Annotated in this window: 20 protein-coding genes and 1 pseudogene; 14 read left to right on the top strand and 7 right to left on the bottom strand. The window is 70.1% G+C overall.

What is annotated here, in order from left to right:
- Positions 1-31: 31 nt before the first annotated feature.
- Positions 32-1,549 (top strand): annotated as a pseudogene (locus ACFWN2_RS03840) (PucR family transcriptional regulator); the annotation flags it as partial.
- A gap of 69 nt (positions 1,550-1,618) precedes the next feature.
- Here ACFWN2_RS03840 and ACFWN2_RS03835 read toward each other — a convergent pair.
- Complete coding sequence (locus ACFWN2_RS03835; RefSeq protein ID WP_382424741.1) at positions 1,619-2,770, bottom strand: lytic transglycosylase domain-containing protein; 1,152 nt, start codon at positions 2,768-2,770, stop codon at positions 1,619-1,621.
- Positions 2,771-3,043: 273 nt separating this feature from the next.
- Between ACFWN2_RS03835 and ACFWN2_RS03830 the strand changes: the two genes are divergently transcribed.
- Complete coding sequence (locus ACFWN2_RS03830; RefSeq protein WP_382424740.1) at positions 3,044-3,919, top strand: peptidoglycan-binding protein; 876 nt, start codon at positions 3,044-3,046, stop codon at positions 3,917-3,919.
- A gap of 114 nt (positions 3,920-4,033) precedes the next feature.
- On the opposite strand, the gene ACFWN2_RS03825 is transcribed toward ACFWN2_RS03830, so the two are convergent.
- Together ACFWN2_RS03825 and ACFWN2_RS03820 are read right to left on the bottom strand one after the other, a co-directional pair.
- The gene (locus tag ACFWN2_RS03825; RefSeq protein WP_382424739.1) at positions 4,034-4,195 is read right to left on the bottom strand and encodes a response regulator transcription factor; all 162 of its coding nucleotides are present in this window, start codon (positions 4,193-4,195) and stop codon (positions 4,034-4,036) included.
- 290 nt (positions 4,196-4,485) lie between these two features.
- Positions 4,486-5,505 carry an aldo/keto reductase gene (locus ACFWN2_RS03820; protein ID WP_382424738.1) on the bottom strand — a complete coding sequence of 340 codons (1,020 nt, stop codon included), beginning with the start codon at positions 5,503-5,505 and terminating at the stop codon, positions 4,486-4,488.
- A gap of 163 nt (positions 5,506-5,668) precedes the next feature.
- Between ACFWN2_RS03820 and ACFWN2_RS03815 the strand changes: the two genes are divergently transcribed.
- Positions 5,669-6,817: a hypothetical protein gene (locus tag ACFWN2_RS03815; protein WP_382424737.1), complete on the top strand. Its 1,149-nt coding sequence runs from the start codon at positions 5,669-5,671 to the stop codon at positions 6,815-6,817.
- Positions 6,818-6,865: 48 nt separating this feature from the next.
- On the opposite strand, the gene ACFWN2_RS03810 is transcribed toward ACFWN2_RS03815, so the two are convergent.
- Positions 6,866-8,362 carry a hypothetical protein gene (locus tag ACFWN2_RS03810; RefSeq protein ID WP_382424736.1) on the bottom strand — a complete coding sequence of 499 codons (1,497 nt, stop codon included), beginning with the start codon at positions 8,360-8,362 and terminating at the stop codon, positions 6,866-6,868.
- Positions 8,363-8,743: 381 nt separating this feature from the next.
- On the opposite strand from ACFWN2_RS03810, the gene ACFWN2_RS03805 reads away from it, so the two are divergent.
- The 5 genes from ACFWN2_RS03805 to ACFWN2_RS03785 are packed head-to-tail and all read left to right on the top strand — an operon-like array spanning position 8,744 to position 13,871.
- On the top strand, positions 8,744-9,616 hold the full coding sequence (locus ACFWN2_RS03805; protein WP_382424735.1) for a 3-oxoacyl-ACP synthase III family protein: 873 nt from the start codon (positions 8,744-8,746) through the stop codon (positions 9,614-9,616).
- Positions 9,613-10,362 (top strand): glycosyltransferase family 2 protein, encoded by a 750-nt coding sequence (locus ACFWN2_RS03800; RefSeq protein WP_382424734.1) that lies wholly within the window; start codon positions 9,613-9,615, stop codon positions 10,360-10,362. Before ACFWN2_RS03805 ends, ACFWN2_RS03800 begins: the two co-directional genes overlap by 4 nt.
- Positions 10,359-11,495 (top strand): cytochrome P450, encoded by a 1,137-nt coding sequence (locus tag ACFWN2_RS03795; protein WP_382424733.1) that lies wholly within the window; start codon positions 10,359-10,361, stop codon positions 11,493-11,495. The genes ACFWN2_RS03800 and ACFWN2_RS03795 overlap by 4 nt, the downstream gene beginning before the upstream one ends.
- A complete protein-coding gene (locus ACFWN2_RS03790; RefSeq protein ID WP_382424732.1) occupies positions 11,488-12,990 on the top strand; it encodes a class I adenylate-forming enzyme family protein in 1,503 nt (500 codons plus the stop codon). Before ACFWN2_RS03795 ends, ACFWN2_RS03790 begins: the two co-directional genes overlap by 8 nt.
- A complete protein-coding gene (locus ACFWN2_RS03785; protein ID WP_382424731.1) occupies positions 12,990-13,871 on the top strand; it encodes an NAD-dependent epimerase/dehydratase family protein in 882 nt (293 codons plus the stop codon). Before ACFWN2_RS03790 ends, ACFWN2_RS03785 begins: the two co-directional genes overlap by 1 nt.
- Here ACFWN2_RS03785 and ACFWN2_RS03780 read toward each other — a convergent pair.
- On the bottom strand, positions 13,826-14,326 hold the full coding sequence (locus ACFWN2_RS03780) for a DUF6326 family protein (RefSeq protein WP_382424730.1): 501 nt from the start codon (positions 14,324-14,326) through the stop codon (positions 13,826-13,828). The genes ACFWN2_RS03785 and ACFWN2_RS03780 overlap by 46 nt on opposite strands.
- A gap of 160 nt (positions 14,327-14,486) precedes the next feature.
- On the opposite strand from ACFWN2_RS03780, the gene ACFWN2_RS03775 reads away from it, so the two are divergent.
- Genes ACFWN2_RS03775 through ACFWN2_RS03765 form a run of 3 tightly spaced genes read left to right on the top strand, consistent with a single transcriptional unit; the run spans position 14,487 to position 16,672 of the window.
- The gene (locus ACFWN2_RS03775; RefSeq protein ID WP_382424729.1) at positions 14,487-15,629 is read left to right on the top strand and encodes a sensor histidine kinase; all 1,143 of its coding nucleotides are present in this window, start codon (positions 14,487-14,489) and stop codon (positions 15,627-15,629) included.
- On the top strand, positions 15,626-16,282 hold the full coding sequence (locus ACFWN2_RS03770) for a response regulator (RefSeq protein ID WP_382424728.1): 657 nt from the start codon (positions 15,626-15,628) through the stop codon (positions 16,280-16,282). Before ACFWN2_RS03775 ends, ACFWN2_RS03770 begins: the two co-directional genes overlap by 4 nt.
- 42 nt (positions 16,283-16,324) lie before the next feature.
- On the top strand, positions 16,325-16,672 hold the full coding sequence (locus tag ACFWN2_RS03765) for a hypothetical protein (protein ID WP_382424727.1): 348 nt from the start codon (positions 16,325-16,327) through the stop codon (positions 16,670-16,672).
- A 19-nt stretch (positions 16,673-16,691) separates the two neighbouring features.
- Here the strand turns inward: ACFWN2_RS03765 and ACFWN2_RS03760 are convergent, their stop codons facing one another.
- Together ACFWN2_RS03760 and ACFWN2_RS03755 are read right to left on the bottom strand one after the other, a co-directional pair.
- Positions 16,692-17,939 carry a DUF6357 family protein gene (locus ACFWN2_RS03760; protein ID WP_382424726.1) on the bottom strand — a complete coding sequence of 416 codons (1,248 nt, stop codon included), beginning with the start codon at positions 17,937-17,939 and terminating at the stop codon, positions 16,692-16,694.
- 84 nt (positions 17,940-18,023) lie between these two features.
- A complete protein-coding gene (locus ACFWN2_RS03755; RefSeq protein WP_382424725.1) occupies positions 18,024-18,857 on the bottom strand; it encodes a hypothetical protein in 834 nt (277 codons plus the stop codon).
- Positions 18,858-19,115: 258 nt separating this feature from the next.
- On the opposite strand from ACFWN2_RS03755, the gene ACFWN2_RS03750 reads away from it, so the two are divergent.
- The 3 genes from ACFWN2_RS03750 to ACFWN2_RS03740 all read left to right on the top strand — a co-directional run bounded on the left by ACFWN2_RS03750 (position 19,116) and on the right by ACFWN2_RS03740 (position 21,681).
- The gene (locus ACFWN2_RS03750) at positions 19,116-19,433 is read left to right on the top strand and encodes a hypothetical protein (protein WP_382424724.1); all 318 of its coding nucleotides are present in this window, start codon (positions 19,116-19,118) and stop codon (positions 19,431-19,433) included.
- 123 nt (positions 19,434-19,556) lie between these two features.
- Positions 19,557-20,201: a heme oxygenase (biliverdin-producing) gene (locus ACFWN2_RS03745; RefSeq protein WP_382424723.1), complete on the top strand. Its 645-nt coding sequence runs from the start codon at positions 19,557-19,559 to the stop codon at positions 20,199-20,201.
- Positions 20,202-20,367: 166 nt separating this feature from the next.
- A complete protein-coding gene (locus ACFWN2_RS03740; protein ID WP_382424722.1) occupies positions 20,368-21,681 on the top strand; it encodes a hypothetical protein in 1,314 nt (437 codons plus the stop codon).
- The last annotated feature ends 39 nt before the right edge of the window (positions 21,682-21,720 follow it).

Raw genomic sequence — 21,720 nt, 5'->3', positions numbered from 1 at the left:
CCGGGACACGGCCTAGGCCAAGGGGGCGACGATGCCGATGACGTTGCGGGACCTGCTGGCGTTCGGCTGTACGGGTGACCACGAGGTGGTGACCGCTGATCGGTTGTCGGATCGCCCGGTGAGCGCGGTCGTCGCGGTGACCGGTGTCTCCGGGATGTCGAACGTGGAGCCGGGAGCGTTGATCTGCGTCGAGGATCCCGGTCTCGCCGTCGACCAGCCCGGGTTCGTCCTGGCGTTGCGGGTGGCCGGGGACAGGAGGGCGGCGGGCCTGCTCGTCCCCGGCGCCCGCGCGGAAACACCGGCCGCGGTGTGCGCTCTCGCGAACCAGTTGGGCGTCGCCGTCGTGCTGACGGACGTGGACGACCAACCGGGACGTCTCGTCCCGATCATGAACCTCTTGCTGACCGAGCCCGAGTCCTCCGATGCCGCCGTGATCGGCATGGTCACCCGGAAGCTGCACCAGAAGATCGCCGACGCGGAGGGCATGGTCAGGGTGTTGTCGAGCGTCCTGCACCTCCCGGTGGGAGTGGTCGACCCGCAGGACCGGGTGGTGGCGGGATGGCTTCCACCCCAGGCGTTGCGGACGAACGCCGGCCGCGGGGAGGCGGTGACGGGAGCACAACGCGTGCACGCCGTGGGCGACGACTCCCTGGTGATCGTCCAGCCGATCAGGTTCGTGCCCACCAGCCCGGTGAACCTCAGGATCGCCGCGGTGGTCCCGTTCGTCCCCTCTCTCGCACGAACGGTGAGCCAGGCCCTGAGCGTCGCCGTCTGGGCGTTCATCGCCTACATGGCCACGGTTTCCCTCACCCTGGAGAGGGTGGCGGGCACACGCGCCGCGCTTCTGGCACGACTGCTGGACGAGGCGGAGGCGCCGTCCACCTACGTGCTGGAGAGCGCCACCGCGGCGAACTGGCGACTCGGAGGCCTGCACACCGGCGTGCACATCCGCGCGGACGGTGGTGCCGTCTCCCGGTCCTTCCTCTCCTACCGCCTCGGGGAAGCGCTCGCCTCGGTGGACGGGACGTCGAGCCCGGTGCCGGACGGCGACGGGTGGTCGTTCTGGATCACCGACGAGGACCACGAGGCCGCAACTGTGCTGTCGCTGCAGAACGCGTTGCTGGAGGTGGAGGGCTCCTGCGAGGGCTTGCGCATGCGCGCGGGTGTCGGCACACCGGCGGAGGGCACCGCCGGCATCCGCGACTCCCTCGCCGACGCCCGCCACGCTTGCGCGATCGCACTGACGCGCGAGGAACCCGGTGCGGTGGAACGGGTCGGCACCCGCAGCGCCGCCAGGCTGCTGATCAACCACTACGTCACCGACACCCAGCTCGGTTCCGCCACCCAGCTGCTCAGGCCGTTGATCACCGCGGACCCGGCGGGCCAGCTCCTGCGCACGCTCGCGTCCTATCTGGACAGACAGTCGTCCGCGACCGGAACGGCACTGGACCTCGGAATCCACCGCAACACGGTCCTCCAGCGCCTCGAACGGATCCGTTCGCTCATCGCGGTGGACCTGGGAGACCCCGACGAGCGGCTCGGCCTGCACCTGGCCGTGCGCCTGCTGCTCAAGGAACCACGCAGGTCATCGGCGACGGTGACGGTGACGGAACCACCCTCACCGGACAGGCGGGCACTCTTCGAGGTCAGCCGGACGCCCGGCCGGGAGCTGCAGCGATGTCAACCCGGCCAGCAGACCGGTCGCCTGGTCGGTCACGTGCACGATCAGTCCGTCGAGCACGCAGACCGTCCCCGTCACCCCGTCGACCAGATCCGCGAGCGGAATGCCGGGTGACGTGGCGGGCGGCGGCGTCGTGCCAGGATTCGGTGGTTGCGTCGCCGGCGGCTGGGTGGTGGGAGGCCGGGTCGGCAGAGGCACGGGTGTGGTGCCGGGTGCGGGCACCACGACCTCGGGCGGAGGTGCCACCGGGTCCTGGGCCGGTGGGGCCGCACCATCCGGCGCACCGGAGACGTCGGGGAACGCGACAGCGCCCGTGCGGTACACGTCCATCCACTTCTGGACCGTGTTCAGGTAGTGCTCGGAGTGGTTGTAGCTCAACACCCCCGCCCTGAGACCACCCGGCGTGGACAGGTCTCGTCCGCCGGCGCAGAGATAGCGCCCGGCAGCGACCGTCGCGTCGTGGACGTTGTGCGGATCGCTTCTCCCGTCGGAGTTGCCGTCCGTCGCCCAGCGACGCCAGGTGCCGGGGATGAACTGCATCGGCCCCACCGCCCGGTCCCAGGTCACATCGCCGTCGTACGCCCCGCCGTCGGTGTCGGAGATCGCCGCGAGACCAGGACTTCCGTCCAGCCGGAGACCGATGATCGGCGGTGTCGTCGTACCGGACGCGTCGACCCTGCCTCCTCGCGCGTGGTCGGACTCCACCTTGCCGATCGCGGCGAGCAAGGTCGCCGGCAGGCGGCACCGGGGCTGCGACGCCGCCAGTGCCGTGGTCGCGTTCCGGTAGGCGGTGTAGAGCGTGACGGGAATACCGGCGACGGAACCGCCCGGACTCGGCTCGACGCGGTTGACGGGCGTGATCCCGGTATCGGGAAGGCGGCGAACGTCTCCCTGCTCGGTCCGGTCTCCCCCGTCCCGCACGCGCGGAGGAGGCAGGTCCAGCACGCCGCTCCGGTCGCCGCCGTCCTCACGCGCGAGTCCTTCCTTCGAAGGCCGGGCCGGGGTGAGCACCGCGGCTGTCACCGAGAGCGCCACGACCATCGCCACCCAGGGCACGTGGCGGGAGTGGCGAACGATGTCGTTGTCCATGAGGCCGAGTAGAGCACCGCGTGGTGGCGTGGACGGGGGTCGAACGCGGTTCGTGCACACCAGGGCAGCACGTCCGGCCTCACCACCGCCTCGAACCGTTCCCCTGGGTGAAACCAGACGATGAGGCGCTTCGGCTCTGCTCGTTCCCGCGCGGCGAGGGCATCTGCTCACCGTCGTGTCAGAGCTTTGTCAGCGCCATGTCCGAGCCTTGTCCACGGACACCGCGTTCGCGCTGTCCCATCGCGCAACGAGCTCGACCGAACGGAAACCCGCATGAAGACCACATTCAAGACCCGGAGCGGCACCGCGGCGCTGGCGACCTTCGCTGTCCTGGGCTGCCTGACGCTGAGTGCGACGCAGGCTTCAGCCGTGGCCCCGCAGGCACCTTCCGGAACCGCCGCGGCGCTGCCGGTCGTCAACATGGAAGCCGCTGTCCTGGCCGCTCAGATCGACCCCCGGCGAGCGGACAACACGCTCACCCCTGGCGCCAAGGATTCCGTGCTGGCCGTCGAACGGGCGCTCCAGGCGCGCAACCTGCTGGACGCCCGCTGGGTCGACGGCTACTTCGGCACCACGACGATCACGGCGTACGCGGCCTACCAGCGTTCGCTCGGCTACACCGGACTGGCCGCGAACGGGTTGCCCGGCGCGAGTTCGCTGGCAGCGCTCGGGCAGAACCGCTACACCGTCTCGCACGTGCTCAAGCCGGGCTCGAAGGTGCAGCGTGACGGGTACGTCGTCAACACCCGCACCCAGGCGATGCTCACCGAGGCCGAAAGCCTGCTGGGACGTCACCTCGTGCTGTCGCAGGGCTCGTACAACCCCGGCGGCGACCCGACCTCCGCCGGCACCCACGACGGCGGTGGCGCCCTGGACGTCAACGTCGACGGCATGTCCGCCGCCACCCGCACCGCCGCCGCGAAGGCGCTGCGCCAGGTCGGCTTCGCCGCCTGGGTCCGCAGCCCGTCGCAGGGCAACTGGCCGTGGCACATCCACGCCGTGGCGATCAACGACACCGACCAGGCCACCCAGGCCCAGAACCAGGTCGGTGACTACTACCTCGGACTCAACGGACTCGCCAACCACCGTCCCGACGACGGGCCCCGAATCCCCATCCACACCTGGGAGGAGTACCAGCGCACGCGCTGACCACAGGCCCGGGCCACTGCCACTTCACGAAGAGGGAAACGGTGAAGTCGCAGGCATGATGCTCCGACGGCAGCCGCCAGAGCCCTGGCCTTGGCGGCTGCGACCTCCCACCACTCAACTGGCTTTCACCCGTCTGGTGTCGTACGCCCACATCGCGATCTCGACGCGGTCGCGGACGCCGAGCGTGGTCATCAACGACGCGATGTGGAACTTGACCGTGCTCAGGCCGACGAAGAGTTCGGTGGCGATCTCGGCGTTGGTCCGGCCCCGAGCCACCGAGCGCGAACACCTCCTTCTCGCGCTTGGTGAGCGGGTCTGCGGGCTGGACCGGTACTGCCGGCGCCTGGCCGGCGAAGATCGCCGGCAGTCGGCTGGTGATGTCGGGGGCGATGAGCGCGTCGCCGTTGGCCGCCGCGTGGACGGCCTGCACCAGGAGCATCGGGCCGGCGTCTTCGAGCAGGAAGCCGCGGGCGCCGGCGCGCATGGCCTGGGCAGGCCGATCGAGGTGGGACCGCCAGGCGCTGCAGAACAACGGTCGAGGTCACAGCGTCAACGCCAGACGCGGTTCACCTGACCTGTGCGGAAACCTCGTCCAGTGCGGTCGTCTCGTCTGCGGTGAGCTCGAACTCTGCCGACGCCAGCAAGGCGGGGAGTTGTTCGGCGGTGCGCGCGCTCGCGATCGGTGCGACGACACCGGGACGCCCGCGCAGCCAGGCGATCGCCACCGTCGACATCTCCACTCCCCTGGCGGACGCGATGTCCTCCACCACCTTGACCACCGCGAGCCCCGTCCCGGTGAAGTACCGGCTGGCCACGACGCGGCGGACGATCTCGCCGAACTCCTGCTTGTTCCTGCGGTTCTTGCCGGTGAGGAACGCGCCGATCAGTTCGAAGTACGGCACCACCTTGTGACGCGGACCGACCTGGCGGTACTTGCCGGTGAGGAAACCGCTTGCCAGGGCGAAGTACGGCACTGCCACGATCCCCTCCTCGGCCAGGACGGGGGCGATCTCGCGCTCGTAGCGGTGACGCGTCACGAGGTTGTAGTCCGGCTGCACGACCGTCGGCGGTTCGTACCCTTCACGGCGGGCGATGTCGAGCCACTCCTTGATCCTGGGAGCGCTGTAGTTCGACAGGGCGACCACGCGGATCTTGCCCGCCTTGTGCAGCGCGTCGAACGCACCGGCGGTCTCGGCGAGTGGCGTCTTGGGGTCGTCGAAGTGCGCGTAGTAGACGTCGACGTGGTCGACGCCCAACCGGACCAACGAGGCCTCCAGGGCCGCCTTGACGTTGCCGGCGGCCAAGCCCTTGAACGCGGGGTGCCGGCTCACCTTGGTGCCGATGACCAGGCTGTCGCGATTCCCGCGGGAGGCCAGCCAGGAACCGATGATCGTCTCCGATTCACCACCGGAGTTGCCCGGCACGTCCGCGGTGTAGCTGTCCGCGGTGTGGATGAAGTTTCCACCGCCCGCGACGAACGCGTCCAGCACCCGGTGCGAGTTCTTCTCGTCACTGGTCCAGCCGAACGTGTTCCCTCCCAGCACCAGCGGGAACACGTCGATGTCGGAGCGGCCGAGCCGTGCCATTGAGAAGCCTTCCATTGGGCGGTAAAGGAACCTGGTGTCCCCGCGCCTGACGAAGGCTATCGACCCGGGAATTCGGTCACAAGGTCGCGAAACGATGCGACATACCGTGTGCACTGTCCATTGTGTACTAATCAGGTGGCCTGGCGACGAGGGCGCCGCAGCCGTGCGCAAGGATGAGGCCTGGGTCGCCCATGCGCACCGCGACTCCGCCGCCGACCATGATCTGCAGGACCAGTCCGAGATCGTGCTGCTGCAGCAAGGAGTCCTCTTCCTGTCCGAGCTGCGCGAGGTGAAGGCGCGTGCCGTCGAGGACGCGGAGGCCGACCTGCAGAAACGGCCCGACCTCGACCGCACGTTCGGCTACGCCAAGGAGGAGTGGTTCTGGCTCAGCGGGGTGACCGCCATCCTCGGCGGCGTTGCCGGGCTCGGCTCCTCCGCGGCGGGTGGCGGCACGATCGCCGTGTCGGTCATGTCCATCGCCGGCGGGGCGGCGGCGATCGGGGTCGGCTGGAACAGGATCCACACCAAGGTCAAGGGCAAGGAGAAGGCCCTGTTGTCGCAGCGCGCGCTGACCAAGGCCATCGACACGCTCGAAGGGCAGCGACGCACGACCGAGGAGGAACTGCGCAAGGCGCACGGAAGTCCGCGAGCAATGAGCTGTGCGCGGCGGCGGTCACCCTCGTTTCGCGCACGAGGTAGGTGCCGCCGCCGTGGCGTTGTGCGTGCCAAAATCATGTCCATGCAGGCTGATCCGCACGGCGATACTCGCGGACTAGCGACGTCGGCGCTCCTCGTAGTGGTCATGCAGCTTGCCGACGTGGCCTGCCCAGAAGAGGAGACGTTCGTCGGCCGTCGCAGGAACGTTCAGCCTCTTGCTCCTGGCGAGCGTGTAGAAGCCTGGACCGGCGTCGTTGGCATCGAGGTACTGCACGAGAGCGCTGATCAGCAGTCCACCCGTCTCCACGACGGACTCCTCCGAGATCTGCCCGAGCAGGTGGCCGATCGCGGCCCGGTCCGCCGCGAGGTCGAAGTCGAAGCCCGCGGTACCGGTCCGGTTGACGAGGGCCGCGTTGAGTTCGGTGTACGAAGTGGTCGTGCGCAGGCGGGCCCGTTCGACGAGGAATCTCTTCCCCGCCTCGACCAGTGTCGCCCAGTCCTCGTCGGAGCGGCCGTACCTCACCGCATGCCTCCCTCGCACGGACCGTTCAGCGCCGTCCACGACGAGATCGGCCACCTCAACGGGAGGGTTGCAGGCTCACGGCCGACAGTTCTCGGCGGCCCGCGCCTCAACGGAACCGGCAGGGCGTGCTGACGCGAGGAACGGCCCCCCGCGTCAGCACGCGCCTGACACCCCGCGGACTCAGCGCGGGCCGGGTGCGCCCTTGATCCGGCAGCCGACGCCGCCCTGGCTCTCCAGGCTGTGCTCGGCCGCGCCGGCCGGGCTGGTGTGCACGGCCACGGCGACCTTCAGCTCGTCGACCAGCAGACCGACGAAGCTCTTCATGGCCGCCTCGGTGCTCGTGCCGTTGGTCAGGTAGTGGACCTGGTCGTTCTCGTCCGCGACGAACTCACCGTTGAAGAAGTTGTAGACCGAACCGCTTTCCAGCTTGTGCCGGTGCACCGTCAACCCCGCGGCCGCGAGGTCGCGCGCCGCCAGCGCCTCCAGGCCGCACTGCAGACGCAGCTTCGCCGCGTGCCGCCTGCTGGCATCGTTCGGGAAGTTCGTGAGCCTGGTCTCGGCCGCCCCGAGCTGGGCCCCGCTGTCGTTGAGCAGTACGACGCCCTTGCCGACGAACAGCAGACCCATGTCCAGGTGGAACTTCCCCGGCTGCTCGACGGGGATCACTCGCTGGACGGCGATGCCGAGGTCTTCGGCGATCAACGCCAGCACCGGGTCGTCGTCGACGAACAGGTACTCGCCGGCGGTCGCGGCGATCGAGTCCCGCCCGACCAGTGCGATCGTCTCCCCTGCCGCGTTCTCACCGACGATCAGGTTGCCGCCCTCGGCGTAGAACCGGAGGTGTCTCGCTCTGCGCTGCTGCTGTTCGAGCGCGGACTCCACCATCTGGCGGGTCTCGCCGGCGACGACCAGCAGCCCTTCCGGCACCCACTGCTTCGACCCGACCGGGTCGAAGATGTCGTTCGTGTAGGTCGCGTCCAGCAGGGCCGCCCATCGCGCACGGCGTCCGGCCACCAGCCCCGCCCGCAACGCGGTGGCGCTGAACTGTTCCAGCACCGCCACCTCTCCCGACTGCAGGTACTCGACGCTGTCCTCGGCCCACTCGGAGGCCACCCGGTCGACGATGGTCCAGTGCGGGTCAAGGCCCTTGAACACGTCGTCCTTCTGCAGGTCGCGCCGCCCGCCCTCGGTGGTGAGGACCCGCAGTCCCAGCTTGAGCGCGCGTGCCTGGTCGGCGAAGAAACGGGCGTGGTCGAACTCGGTGCTCTTGCGCACGTCCTGCTGCCCGGTCTTGTAGTTGAAGGTGATCACCTTCGTCTTCCCGGCAGGTGTCTTCTTCTGGGGCGCGACACCACCTGTGTCGGCAGGGCGCACCGCCGCCGTCACCGCGTTCTCCACCGCCTGGAGGTGCTGTTGCGCCTGCAAGAGCGGCAGGTTCGCCCGCAGGGCGTGCAGGTCACGTCGTGCCCAGGTGTCGAGGTGCCGCAGCGTCCAGTCGAGCAACAGGGTCAGGTCTTCGAGCACCTTCTGGTCGTCCCTCTTCTTGGCCATGTCGGGCAGCAAGCGCACGCACAGACCGCTGGGCAGTTCCCGCGCCTCCTGCGACTTGCGTTCCGGCGTCCAGTCGGTGTCCCACAGAACCGTTGCGGCCGAACCGAACCCCGTCTTGAACCTCATCGCGCGGTCTCCCCTTTCTCGTGACTGACGCTGGCACGTCCCGAGGTAGATCGCCGCTTCCGGTACCCGCGCAACGGCCGGGTCGTTGCTACTACTCGAAAGCACCAAGATCCGGCCGTCGTGCCGATGGGCAGATTCCGGTAGTTGATCCCGCCGGTGCGGACTCGACCCACGGCGCCTGGGAACCGCCACGCCTGATCAACCGAGTAGTTCTACCGACGTCGATCCGAACTAACCGCATATAACGTGCACCCAGGAGGTGCGGGAGTGAGCACACGTTTGGCCGGCGTAGCCGTGCATCTGCCCGAGACACGGCTGAGCACAGACGAGGTGGAGCGGCGTTTGGGTCCGTTCACCCCGCCGCCTGGGCTCATAGGGCGGTTGACCGGTATCCGGTCGCGGCACGTGATGCGCGAGGACGAGCAGGCGTCCGACCTGGCGGTCGCGGCGGCGCGCAAGCTGCTGGCGGACACCGGGACCGAGCCTGCGAACGTCGACCTGCTCCTGTTCGCCTCCGCCAGTCAGGACATGGTGGAGCCGGCGACCGCCCACATCGTCGCGGCGAAGCTCGGGCTGCGCTGTCCCGTGATGGACGTCAAGAACGCGTGCAACAGCGTGCTCAACGCGATCGAGGTCGCCGACGCCCTGATCGCGACGGGTCGTTACCGCACGGTTCTGGTCGCGAGCGGTGAGTCACCGTCGCGGGCCGTGCGCTGGGAGGTGGCGAACGCGGCGCAGTTCCGGCGTGCCTTCCCCGGATACACGCTGTCCGACGCGGGGGCGGCCGTGCTGCTCACCGCCGGTGAGGCCGGTGTGCTGGGCAGTGCGTTCACCGCGGATTCGACGTGGTGGGACGTCGGCACTCTTCCCGGTGGCGGGTCCCGGCATCCGCGCGATCCTGAGTTCACCTACTTCGACATGGACGGCCCGCGGCTCAAGGACGCGTTCCTGCACCTGGGCCGCGACGTCCTCGACGACACGCTCCGCCGGCTTGATCTGACGTGGGACGACTTCGCGGTGGCGTGCGTGCACCAGGTGTCGTTGCCCTACCTGGAGATCTTCGCCGACCGCGCGGGCGTGCCGCGCGACAAGCTGGTCGTGACGCTGGCCGAGCACGGCAACGTGGCGTCCGCGAGCCTGCCCCTGCAACTGGTCACCGCGCAGCGCATGGGCCGTTGCGGGCCCGGCGATCTCGTCGCGTTGGTGGGCCTGGCCGGTGGCGTGAGCCTCGGACTCGTGGTGGTGCGCCTGTGAGCCTGTGGGTGGTCGTGCCTGCTTACAACGAGGAACGCTCCATCGTCGCGACGCTGAAGTCTCTCGCGGCGCAGGAAGACCAGGACTTCACACTGGTCGTGGTGGACAACGGCTCGACCGATTCCACTGTGGACCTGGTGCGGCGGTTCCACGGGGAGAATCCGGGGCTGCGGCTGGAGGTCGTGCACGAGCCGCAGAAGGGCACGGGTGCTGCGGCGGACACCGGGATGCGCCACGCCGTCGCCCGCGGGGCACGGTGGCTGGCGCGCACGGATGCCGACTGCCTGCCGGCACCGGACTGGACGGCCCGGATCAAGGCCGCGCTGGGCAGTGGACTTCGGCTGGTGTCAGGACAACTCCTGCCGCGCAAGGACGAAGGGATCCGCGCTGTCACGCGGTGGGTGCTGATCGTCGCCGTCGAGGTCGCGTCGGTGTTCGGCAAGATGAGGTCCGGCAACCGGGATCCCCGCTACCTGGGGCCGTACGTGATGACGCCCGGCTGCAACATGGCGATCACGGCCGAGTTGTACGTGCTCGCCGGTGGGTTCCCGCGGTCGAAGATCGAGGACCTGCACGAGGACCGCGCCCTCGTCAACGCGGTTCGCCTGCACACCAGGGCGTACGGGCTGAGGCGCGACGTGGTCGTCCACGGCTCGTCGCGGCGGGCTCAGGCATGGGGGTTGCGAAAGACGCTCGCCTGGTACGCCGACCACCGCTACCGGCCGGACGTTGTGGACATCCGATGAGCTGGGAGTTGAAGCTCCACCTGGCCGCGCACCCGGTCGCCTACCCCTTGGTCCGCGCCGTCGGCCGTGTCGCACCGGTGGTCCGCGTACCGCGGGTGGGGGTCGTGGTCAGCGACGCCGCTCTCGCGAAGGAGGTGCTCAACGACCCGGCGCACTTCACCAAGACCGGACCGGGGTCACCCGCGGACCTCTGGACGCCTGTGGTGGGCCCGACCGTGTTGCTGAACATGGAAGGCGCGGCGCACGGAGAACTGAGGCGCAAGCTGTCCGGGCTGTTCACCCCGCGCAGCGTGTCCGATCTGTGCGGGACGGTCCTCGACGCACCGCTGGAGGAGTTGCGGAACGCTCTGCGAGCCGGTCAGCCGGTCGACCTGGTGGACGTCGTGCGGCGGCTGGTGGGCGCGGTGATCTGCGAACTGGTCGGGCTGGACGCGTCCGAGGCGGTGGCGGCACACCTGGCGGGAACCGCGATCACCTCGTCGATCCGGCTGGGCCGCCGGTCGCTGACGCCCGCGCAGGTGCTGCGGTGCCGGGAGTCGCTGGGGGTGCTCACCCGGCCGGCCGCGCGGGCGTGGGCCGACGGCGACCCGGCGACCGTGCCGGGCCGGATGCGGCAGCTCGGGCTGACCGAGGACGAGGCGCTCGGCGCGGTGGCGGCGTTCGTGCTCACGGGGACGGAGACGTTGGTGTCGTACGTCCCGCGCCTAGTGGCGTTGCTGCACGACTTCGGCTGGCTGGACCGGCTGGCCGCGGACAGGAGCCTGGTCGACGACGCGGTCGCCGAGGCGCTGCGGGTGACCGTGCCCTCACCGGTGATGCTGCGCAGCGTCGCCGCGGACACCCGGATCGGCCGGGTGCGGGTGCGGGCCGGCGACCGGGTGGTGATCGCGACGATTTCGGCGGCCAACGCGTTGGGGCCCTTCGATCCGGAACGCCGGCACCCGCCGGAGATCAGGCAGCTGTGGTTCGGCGCGGGACCGCACTTCTGCCTGGGCATGCCGTTGGCCCAGGCGGAGATCCGCGCGGTGCTCGGTGCCGTGCTCGACGCAGCCCCTCTGTCTGTTGTGGACCGGAGCGCCGCCCGACGGGTGCTGATCCCCTGCTATTCGAGACTGGTGGTACGCCGTGGCTGACGACCTCGTGACCGGTGTGTTGGAAGCGGCCCGGCGCCACAGCCGGAGGCCCGCGCTGACCGACGGACGCGGAAGGACGATGACCTACGCCGAACTGGCCGACCGCGTGCTCGGCACAGCGCATCGGTTGCGCTCGAAGGGTTTCACGCCGGGAAGCCGGATGCTGTTCTCGGTACGGCCAGGTCCCGACGCGATCGTCCTGGCCCTCGGAACCGTCGCGGCCGGTGGCACGGTGGTGTTCGTCGACCCCGGCGGCGGGCAGGAGCTCTTCACGAGGCGCACCGAACTGGCAGGGCCGGCGTGGGTCGCGGCCGAGTCCTTGCTGTACGCGGCGAGCGCGCCCGGACCGGTGCGCGCCCTGGCTCGTCGCAGGGGCGTGCTCCTGCCGGACTACACCTCGTTGCCGGTGCGGTACATCAGATCCGGGCCATGGCTGCCCGGCGTGCCACTGCGGGCGTTGTCCACCCGGAAGCTCGCGAAACCGGTCGCCGACGCGCCGCTGCCCGACCCGCGGCCGGACCAGGACGCCGTCGTCGTGTTCACCTCGGGCACCACGGCGGAGCCGAAAGCCGTCGTGCACACCAGGGGTTCGCTCGCGGCCGCGCTGAACGTGCTGGCGACGCGGTGTGAACTGGGTCCGGACTCCCGAGTGCACACCGACCAGATGATGCTGGGACTGCCCGCGCTCGTCGCGGGTGCGCACTGGTCCATGCCGCCCTACGGGTTCGCGCCCGCCGCCGAACCCGCCGCGCTCGCCGCCGGCCTGGAGGGCGCCACCCACACGTTCCTGGTGCCGTCCGACCTGGCCGCGATCCTCGACAGCGGGGTCGCGCTGCCGCGGTCGCTGCGCCAGGTGCTGCTGGGTTCCGCACCGGTCCTGCCACCTCTGCTGCGACGTGCGCGAGCCGCGCTGCCGGACGTCGAACTGCTCGCCGTGTACGGCATGACCGAGATCCTTCCGGTGGCGATCGCGACCGCCGAGGAGAAGCTCGCGCACGACGGCGACCTCCTGGGCCGGCCGCTGCCGGGCGTGCGGGCACGCGTCGCCGAGGACGGGGAGCTGATGGTGTCCGGCCCCAACATGTGCCGCGGCTACCTGGGATCGCCACCGATGGCGGAGCACGCCACCGGCGACCTGGCTCGTCTGGAGGGCGACCTGATCGTGCTCACCGGCCGGAAGAAGGACATGATCCTCCGCAAGGGGACCAACGTGTATCCCGGCCTGTACGAACCGGCCATCACCCGCCTGCCGGGAGTCGCAGCCGCTGTCATGATCGGCGTGCCGGACGAGATCGGCGACGAGCGGATCGTGCTGGCACTCGTGCCCGCCCCGGACGCCGGCGCCGAACTGGCCGCGCGGGTCGAGGCCTCGCTGCCGGACCTGATCGACGTCTACGCGCTGCCCGACGAGGTCGTGGTCCTGCCGGAACTGCCGCTGTCGGGCCGCACCAGGAAGATCGACCGGTCCGCCCTCCGCGTGAGACTGGCTCGCTGATGCGGCTCGCGGTGACGGGCGCGACCGGCTTCGTGGGCGGGGCGGTGCGCCGCGCCGCCGAAGCACGGGGCTGGCAGGTGCACGCCTACGGGTCGCGTTCGTGGGACATCACGGCGGGGCCGCTGATCGATCCGCCGGCCGTCGACGCCGTGGTGCACTGCGCCGCTGCCGTGACCGACTGGGGTTCGTCTGCGGAGATCCGGCGGGTGAACGTCTCCGGCACGCGCAACGTCCTGGAGACGTTCCCCGACGCACGGTTCGTGCACATGTCGTCGGCGAGCGTGTACGACCCGTTCGAGCCGACCGTCTCGGCGATCGAGTCCGCGGCCCCGGTGAGTCGCTACCTCACCGCCTACGGTGCGACGAAGGCCGAGGCGGAGGAAGTGGTGCTGGCGCGTCCGAACAGTGTCATCCTCCGCCCCCACGCCGTTTACGGACCGGGCGACCCCACTCTGCTCCCTCGGGTCCTGAGCGCGATCCGCGGCAGGACCCTGTTCCTCGTGGGCGACGGGCAGGCGCCGCAGTCGCTCACGTCGATCGACAACCTCGCACGGGCCAGCCTGCTGGCCTGCACCGGCCGGCCCGGCGTCTACAACGTGGCGGACGCTTCGCCCGTCGTGCTGGAGAGCGCGTTGCGGGACCTCCTGCGCGAACGTGGCATGGACGTCCGGATCCGTTACCTCCCACGGGGACTCGCGTGGTCTCTGGCAGCGGTGGCCGAGCCCGTCTGGCGGCTGGCGGGGCGAGCCGAGCCGCCCCGCCTGACCAGGTACGCCATCAGCCACCTGGCCAGCGAGCGCACTCTGGACATCACGGCCGCCCGGACGCACCTCGGTTACGAGCCCACGCCGACGTCCTTCGCCGGTGCGGCAACGTGGTGACCGGACAGATCGTTCCTGTGCGACGGTGCGCTGCGCGGCCAGGTCCAGGCGTACCGCAGGACGAGAACGAGAACGATCACCTCCAGTGCGACGCCGAGGCCGTAGAAGTACGTCCAGGTCTCGCCCGCCAGGTTGAACGCCGCGTAGGGGATCTGCACCGAGGCCACGACGAGGTTCGTGACGCGGTTCGCTTTGGCGGGCAACGTCATCGACAGCACGATCATCAGGATCGGGATCGCCATGAGCACGAGGAACGTGGTCAGCAGCGTCTGGCTGACGGCGAACTCCCAGACGACGCCGACCTCGATGTCGTCGATCACGCCGGGCTTGAAGAACGCGATGATGTCCACGTAGGCGTACAGGAACATCAGGCTCGTCCACGCCGCGGCGAGCTTCGCTCTCACCGGGATCCGCTGGTCTTCCAGAGCGGCCGTGGTGGGTTGACTTGTTCTCATCGCAGGCTCCGTTTGTGGTGAGGACCGGTGAGTCCACGATCGCCGGGCGCGGCGGCGGGCACATCGGCGTCGAGGCCGGAGCTGACCTGGCCGTTGGGAGAGGCCGCGTCTCGTTCTTTCGGTCGGTCCCCGGCGCCCGGGCGGTCCCTAGGCTGGGTGGGTGACCACCAACGCCCTGAGCTCGCTGTGGAACGAGCCCCGCGCCCCGGACGCTCCCGCACGGGTGTCGCGCGACTGGGTGCTGGCCGGGGTGGTGATGGTGATAGCGCTGCTGGAGGGAGTCCTCCGCGACGACGTCGCCTGGAGGCCGTTGGCGACGATCGTCGCGATCGGACTCGCGCCGGTGCTGCTGTGGCGGCGAACCCACCCGCTGGCCTGCGTCGTGGTCGCCTTCGGCACCGCGATGGCGCTGGGGCTGGGGAGCCTGCTGGGCGGGGCACCAAGCGTCGGCCTCGACACGATGATCTACGTCCTGGTGCTCGTCTACGCGCTGGCCCGTTGGGGCTCCGGGCGCGAAGTCGTGATCGGGCTGGCGGTGGTGGCGGTTGCCGCCGGCGTCGGCACGGTCGCCGACCACGCCGGGCCCGCCGACGTCTTCGGCGGGTTCGCCGTCCTGGCGGCGTCGGCGGCGGCCGGTGCCGCGGTCCGCTACCGCGCCGAGAGCTGGCGGCGGGCGTTGGAGCAGAGCCGCAGCCGGGAGCGGGCCGGGCTCGCCCGCGAGCTGCACGACATCGTCGCCCACCACGTCTCGGCGATCGCCGTGCAGGCGCAGGCAGGGCGGGCGATCGCCGGGCAGCGGCCCGAAGCGGCGCTGGAGGCACTGGCGGTCATCGAAGGGGAAGCGTCGCGGACGCTCGCGGAGATGCGGGCGGTGGTCCGGGTGCTGCGCGAAGGAGCGCCGGCGCAGTACGCCGCCCAGCCCGGCGTCGCCGACCTGGTGTCCCTGGCCCGGCGCGCCCCGGCTCCGGTCGTCGACGTGGAGTTGCCGGACGACCTGGACGAACTTCCGCCCCAGGTCGACGCGGCGGTCTACCGGCTGGCGCAGGAGGCGCTGACCAACGCCCTGCGGCACGCCCGCAACGCCTCGCGCGTGGAGATCCGGGTCGTGGAGGGCGCGGGAAGGCTGCGCCTGCGCGTGGCGGACGACGGACAGATCGACCCGGCACGACCGGTGAACCGCGGTTTCGGGCTGCTGGGGATGACCGAGCGCGTGCAGCTGCTCGGCGGCACGCTGAGTGCCGGGCCGGCGCCCGAGCGCGGGTGGACGGTCGACGCCGAACTGCCGACGGAGGCACGCCGATGACGGTCCGCGTGCTGGTGGCCGACGACCAGGACCTGGTGCGCACCGGCCTGTCGATGATCCTCGACGCGCAGCCCGACATCGAGGTCGTCGGCCAGGCCGCCGACGGCCACGCCGCCGTGGAGCTGGCGCGACGGCTCCGCCCCGACGTGTGCCTGGTCGACATCCAGATGCCGGGGCTCGACGGCATCGAGGTGACCACGCTGCTCGCGGGGCGGGGCGTCCCGAACCCGGTCGCGGTGGTGGTGATCACGACCTTCGACCTCGACGAGTACGTCCAGGGTGCGCTGCGGGCGGGCGCCCGGGGCTTTCTGCTCAAGGACGCCGGGGCGCCGCTGCTCGTCCAGGCCGTCCACGCCGCCGCCACCGGCGACGCCCTGATCGCGCCGAACGTCACCCGGAGACTGCTGGCCACCCTCGCCGCCGGGGAGCCGTCGGGCCGCCGGCCCCACCCCGTCGAGCCGCTCACCGAACGCGAGGAGGAGGTGCTGGCGCTGGTCGCCCGCGGCCGCACGAACGCCGAGATCGCCGCCGAGCTGTTCATCGGCTTGACGACCGCCAAGAGCCACGTCGCCAGCCTGCTGAACAAGATCGGCGCCCGCAACAGGGTCGAGATCGCGATGTGGGCGTACGACACCGGCCGGGTGGGGGCCTGAACCGGACCTGTCCTGTGTGGATCGCCCGTTAGGGTGGCCCGCATGGGCGTTTCCCTCTACTACACGGCTCGCCGTGCCACCCTGCTGACCGACTCCGAGGTCATGGCGGTCGGACAGGCCGTCGACACCTTCAACGCGAACGCGCCGTTCTCCCTGGAAGAAGAGGGGCTGTACCTCTACGACCGGCTGGATCCCGGGACGGTGCTCGACGGTTCGACCAAGCTGCCCTCTGCGGACGACCGGGCGGTGCCGTCACTCGTGCACTGGCTGGCCGCGATTACCGTGCTGCGCAGGGCGGTGCCGGACGCGGACTGGACCTTCACCCTCGACGACTACGAGATCGAGTGGGACGACCACGCCGGCTACCACCTGCCCGGCCTCGCCGACTGATCCGCGGCCGGCCACCCGTTCACGACCAGTTGCCGAGCTCCGCGTCGATGCGCGGGTCGGTGCGGACCCACACCTCGCCGGTCGCCGCTGCGGGTGGGGCGTCGACCCGTTCGAGTCCGAGCGTCCGGACCAGGCCGAGAAGGTCTTCCCTGGCCGCTCCCACCTCCTCGATCGTGCGGCTGTCGAACAGGACGTAGTGCACGTCCCAGCGGTCGTTGTACCCGGTGTCCGCCCAGATCTTGCAGAAACTGGTCAGCGCCTCGCGGTCGAGTGGCGCGGCCTGCTCCGGTGCGGGGGCCGCGGCGAAACCCCTCGCGACGTCCTCCGGGCTCCACCGCTCACCCGCCTCCGCGACCGCCGCGGGAGTGAAGTCCCGCAGTTCCAGGAAAGGTTCGAGCAGCCGACCGGCCCCGGTGGCCTCGATGCCCAGCCCCTCCTCGTGCAGGCGCGTCACCAGGCCGTCCGCCATCGCGCACGGGCCGGAGAAGGTGAAGATCCCGGTGGCCGCCACTACGGTGCCGCCGTCGGGGTGCGGGACGGTGAGCGTCGTGCCCGGCACGTTCCTCACCAGAGCGAGCAGGTCCGCCGGCACGCCGTCGTACAGCGCCGCCTGCGCGCGAGTGTCCTCTGTGGAGCCGAGAACGCTGGAGCTGTCGAACGTCAGCACCAGACCGCGACCGTCGGCCGCGAACCAGGCGTTGACGGTGCCATAGCCGTAGTGGGTGACGCCGGAGACCGTGACCGGCTCACGTCCGTCGATGCGAGTGAGAACTTCCAGGCGGCGCCGCACTTCTCGCGGGTGGGTCCGTCGCAGAACGGACCGGTCGAACTCGGATCGGAGCTCGTCACGACCCCGGTCCCGCTCCGCACCGCCTCGGGGAGCACCGTGCACCGCCCGTTGCGCGAGATGGGCCGACCGTGCCTGCAGGAAGCTGTCGGCGTCCGGCAGCCAGGGCCCGTGGAGGTCCAGTGCGGCGAACCCGCCGCGGGCGAACTCGGCCGCCTGGGTCAGGTGGTCGCCGCTGTTCGTGACGACCCGGAACTCGGTGTGCGGGTTCTCCCACCCCCTGACGCGGCAGATGGCGCCGATGTCCAGCATGAACACCAGCGCCTCCTCGGCGGCCGCGTCCTCCATGCTGAACGACGTGTTGTCCGCGCCCCGGTGCCGGGCGACGAACTCCAGGAAGGACTCGGCGGCGGACTGGCTCCCGCCCGGCAGCCACTCCTGCTCGTTGTCCTGGTCGTCGCTGAAGCTCAGCGGTCTCATCACCCGTCCTCACCGTCGGACCGCGGGTGCTTCGCGGCGGCACCCAGGTTAGGTCGTCCGGCCGCGGACACTGGCGCCGGAGGCCTAGGCGGGCATGGTCGCGCCGCGGTAGACGCGTTCGAGCAGGGCGTGGAGTGGTTGGTCGTAGTTCGCGAGCTCGGCACGGGTGTTGACGTTGTTGTGCACGCCGTCACCGTTGCGGGGGCCTTCCCTGTTGGCGTTGAAGTAGCTCTGCACTCCTTCCGCCCAGTATTCGGAGGTGTTGGACGCGGCGTAGGTGTTGTTCCAGAGACCGGCCGACCGAGCGCGGTTGTAGGCGGTTTGCAGATCGCGGGTGAAGTTCGGGTCGATGTGCCGCAACGCCATGTCGGCGACCGAATGACCGAACTCGTGGAGGTAGCAGTTCTCGCCGCCCTGGTTGTCCACGAGGTTGGCCTCGGTGCCGACCGACAACGGCAGGGAGTCCGTCGCCCCCATTCCCGCCCAGTACCGTTCGTCCAGCGACGTGCCGTAGATCGCGCGGACCTCGGGGATCGAGCTCATCTTCTCGCCGCGCGCCGTGACGACCACCCGCACGTTGCGCCGGTCCAGTTCCGGGACCGGGTAGTAGGGATAGGTCCGCACCATGGTCTCCAGCTGGAGCGCGGCCTTGAGCAGCGTCGCGTCCGCGACCGATGCCGATCCGAGCACCGCGATCGACTGGCCCGTGTTCACGTCCGTCGGTCCCTGCACGTACTTCGCGTACCACCTGGTGTCGAGCCGGTAACGGTCGACGACGGCCCGCGGGACAGGCTGTTGCACCGACGCCGCGACGGCCGGCACCGAGTCACTGGATTCGGCGGCAGCGGACGAGCTCGCTCCGGCGACCAGGAATACCGCGACGAGCACTGCGGCCGCGCTTTTCGCACTGATCTTCATGTGGGTTCCCATTTTCGAGAGCACGACGAACAGGGTGGCGAACAAGCGGCGGAACACCGAGGTTAGGAGCATCGGACTCGGCGGGTCCACGATCGGCGGTCGGGAAACTCCGAAAACAGCCTGGTTTGCGAAAACGCTCCGAAAACACAGCATGTTTCGAGCCGGAAGGGGCCGTGTCGGTCGTTCGACCCACTGCGCCCGGCCTCGCGTCTCGATATCTTGATCTTTCGCCCGCACCCGGAAGACTGAAGGAGCACCATGACCACCACCCGGCGTCTCGTCACCGGCCTGGCCACCGCCGCCCTGGTCATGTCGGCTCTCACCGCGGGCACCGCCACCGCCGCCACCAAGGGCAGGATCGTCATCAACAACAACTGCGGCAAAGCGGTCTCCACCACGATCCACCGCACCAGCGGCGCGATGATCGCGGGCACCGCGGCCGCACCCGCCGGCAGCAGCTTCGGCTACCCGGTCGCCCCCGGTACCTACGTGGTGCGCGTGCCGGCCGGCGCCAAGACCGTCAAGGTCCTCGACGTCAGCCCCAAGGCGCACTCGGTCATCGTCAGGGCTTGCTGACCTCCGACTCTCCCCGGCGAGCACGAGCTGATCACTCCACGTGAGCGGCCTGTCCGAAAAGTCGCTCTGGCCCGAAGCCTCGATCACCGCCTAAGTTAGGTTAGGCAACCATAAGAGGTGGGGATGACGGTACTGGACGAAGGCTTCGCCGCTCGGCTGCGAGCGGGCACCCGTCAGGAACACGAGCACGCGGAGCGGTCGGAGTTCGTCGAGGCGCTGCTGAACGGCAGACTGGACCTCGACGCCTACGCCGACCTGCTGGGGCAGAGCTATCTGTTCTACGACGTCCTCGAACAGGCGAGCGATCACTGGACGAACGATCCGCTGGTGGGCGCGTTCGCCATCAGCGGCCTGTCGCGGCGGGAACCGCTGCGCCGTGACCTGACCCACCTCCTCGGCCACGACTGGCAGGACCGGCTCACCCCGCTTCCCTCCACTCAGTCCTATGTGGACCGTTTGCGCGAGGTGTGCTTCACGGACCCGAAAGCCTGGGTGGCTCACCACTACACGCGCTATCTCGGCGACCTCTCCGGCGGCCAGATCATCCGCAGGAGGATGCAGGAGGTCTACGGCCTCCAAGAGGACGGCGTGCACTTCTACCGGTTCGACCAGGTCGCGAAGCCCAAACCGTTCCGCGACCACTACCGCGCCCTGCTCGACACCACCCCCTGGACCGAGTCCGAGCGCGACGACCTGGTCGAGGAGACCAACAGGGCGTTCCGCCTCAACCGGGCCGTCTTCACGGACCTCGCCGCCAAGCACGTCTAACCCGAACAAGCTTGCCCCACAAGGGTGTCCGCCAGACGGGCACCCTTGGCCGCGGCATGCCCAAATCCTTTGTGGACAGTGAGATGCACGTCGCACTACCGTCGCCCGAGGCAGGAAGGTTAGGGTTGCCTAGCCTAAGTCGGCCCCCACGCATCGGAGTGAAGTCATGCAAAGACCGCAAGCCGCGAGAGCCGTCGCCGCGGGAGCAGCGGCGCTGCTCGCGGCCACCGTGTTCGGCGCGCCCAACGCCTCCGCCGCTCCCGAGACCGTCACGAACGCCACGTTCGTCTGGGGTCTCAACGGCTACGCCCAGATCGGCATCTTCGGTCCGTGGTCGTACAAGAACCTGACCGGCAACGCGTCGGTGCTGCAGGGCTCGGTCTCCGGCGGCAACCAGACCGAGTACGCCGTGAGCCCGGTCCCCGCCACGTCCATGCCGGTGTCCTCGCCGCAGAAGACCCCGAACGCCGTCAAGTTCACCGGCGGCACGGGCACCGTGGACCCGGCGAACGGCGCCGGCACGCTGTCGTTCAGCGGCAGCTACACCGTCAACGCCTACCCCGCGCAGTTCAACGCGCCCGACGAGGTCTACAGCAACCCCGTGGTCACCGTGGCCGCGGACGGGTCCGGCTCGCTCACCGCGGAGTTCAGCCTCGGCGCCGGTGTCGACATGGGCGGCAACCCCACGCCGCCGCAGAACTTCGGCAGGCTGACCCTCGTCACCTACGACGCCGGCTCGCTGTCGAACCTCGGCTCGACCGGGTACCGCGTCACGCCGGACTACCAGGGCGTCCAGGTGGACGTCGCCGACGGCTCGGCCCAGGTGCGCGACTGCGCGAGCGGGTGGGGTTCGTGGGCTCCCCAGTTCGTCAACACCGTGCCGTCCTCCATCCGTCCCCACTTCTACTCGACGGGGTGCGGGGGCAACCAGAACTACAAGCCCGCGCTGCCCTTCGACGTCGGCTACTCGGTCGAGGTCACGCCGGAGCCGTCGGACACCGACCAGAGCCTCCGGGTGACGCTGCCCGAGACGGTCGAGCCCGGCGAGTTCGTGTGGACGATCGACGGCGGCAACGGCCTGGTCAACCTCGGCACGGCCGAGCGCGCGGGTGACCACTTCCTGGCGACGGGCCTGATCAACCCCGTCCGCGTCACCGACACCCGCGCCGGTTCCCCCGTGTGGTCGGTGTCGGCTCAGGTGAGCGACTTCTCGGCAGCGGGCAAGTCGTTCGACGGCAAGTACCTCGGCTGGTCCCCCAACGTCACCGAGAACACCGGTGGTGCCGTGGCCGGCAACCGGACGGTCTCCGGCTTCGACGGCGGACAGGGCCTCAAGCAGTCCGCGACGCTCGGCAGCGCTCCCCTGGACCACGCGTCCGGCTCGGCGCTGCTCGGTGCCGCGCTGGAGCTCAAGGTTCCGCTGAACGTCGCGGAAGCGGGCACGTACGACGCGACCCTGACCCTGACCGCTCTGAGCTGATCCCGTGCGTGGGCACCGTCGCGCGGTGCCCACGCCCGT

The sequence above is a fragment of the Lentzea sp. NPDC058436 genome (assembly GCF_042721515.1).
Classification (GTDB): domain Bacteria; phylum Actinomycetota; class Actinomycetes; order Mycobacteriales; family Pseudonocardiaceae; genus Lentzea.
This window is presented reverse-complemented; position numbering and strand designations above follow the sequence as displayed.

Excerpts from the sequence above, each read along its gene's own strand:
- ACFWN2_RS03835 (WP_382424741.1), bottom strand. The coding sequence starts at position 2,770 with ATGGACAACGACATCGTTCGCCACTCCCGCCACGTGCCCTGGGTGGCG.
- ACFWN2_RS03830 (WP_382424740.1), top strand. The coding sequence starts at position 3,044 with ATGAAGACCACATTCAAGACCCGGAGCGGCACCGCGGCGCTGGCGACC.
- ACFWN2_RS03820 (WP_382424738.1), bottom strand. The coding sequence starts at position 5,505 with ATGGCACGGCTCGGCCGCTCCGACATCGACGTGTTCCCGCTGGTGCTG.
- ACFWN2_RS03810 (WP_382424736.1), bottom strand. The coding sequence starts at position 8,362 with ATGAGGTTCAAGACGGGGTTCGGTTCGGCCGCAACGGTTCTGTGGGAC.
- ACFWN2_RS03795 (WP_382424733.1), top strand. The coding sequence starts at position 10,359 with ATGAGCTGGGAGTTGAAGCTCCACCTGGCCGCGCACCCGGTCGCCTAC.
- ACFWN2_RS03785 (WP_382424731.1), top strand. The coding sequence starts at position 12,990 with ATGCGGCTCGCGGTGACGGGCGCGACCGGCTTCGTGGGCGGGGCGGTG.
- ACFWN2_RS03780 (WP_382424730.1), bottom strand. The coding sequence starts at position 14,326 with ATGAGAACAAGTCAACCCACCACGGCCGCTCTGGAAGACCAGCGGATC.
- ACFWN2_RS03770 (WP_382424728.1), top strand. The coding sequence starts at position 15,626 with ATGACGGTCCGCGTGCTGGTGGCCGACGACCAGGACCTGGTGCGCACC.
- ACFWN2_RS03765 (WP_382424727.1), top strand. The coding sequence starts at position 16,325 with ATGGGCGTTTCCCTCTACTACACGGCTCGCCGTGCCACCCTGCTGACC.
- ACFWN2_RS03760 (WP_382424726.1), bottom strand. The coding sequence starts at position 17,939 with ATGAGACCGCTGAGCTTCAGCGACGACCAGGACAACGAGCAGGAGTGG.
- ACFWN2_RS03755 (WP_382424725.1), bottom strand. The coding sequence starts at position 18,857 with ATGAAGATCAGTGCGAAAAGCGCGGCCGCAGTGCTCGTCGCGGTATTC.
- ACFWN2_RS03750 (WP_382424724.1), top strand. The coding sequence starts at position 19,116 with ATGACCACCACCCGGCGTCTCGTCACCGGCCTGGCCACCGCCGCCCTG.
- ACFWN2_RS03745 (WP_382424723.1), top strand. The coding sequence starts at position 19,557 with ATGACGGTACTGGACGAAGGCTTCGCCGCTCGGCTGCGAGCGGGCACC.
- ACFWN2_RS03740 (WP_382424722.1), top strand. The coding sequence starts at position 20,368 with ATGCAAAGACCGCAAGCCGCGAGAGCCGTCGCCGCGGGAGCAGCGGCG.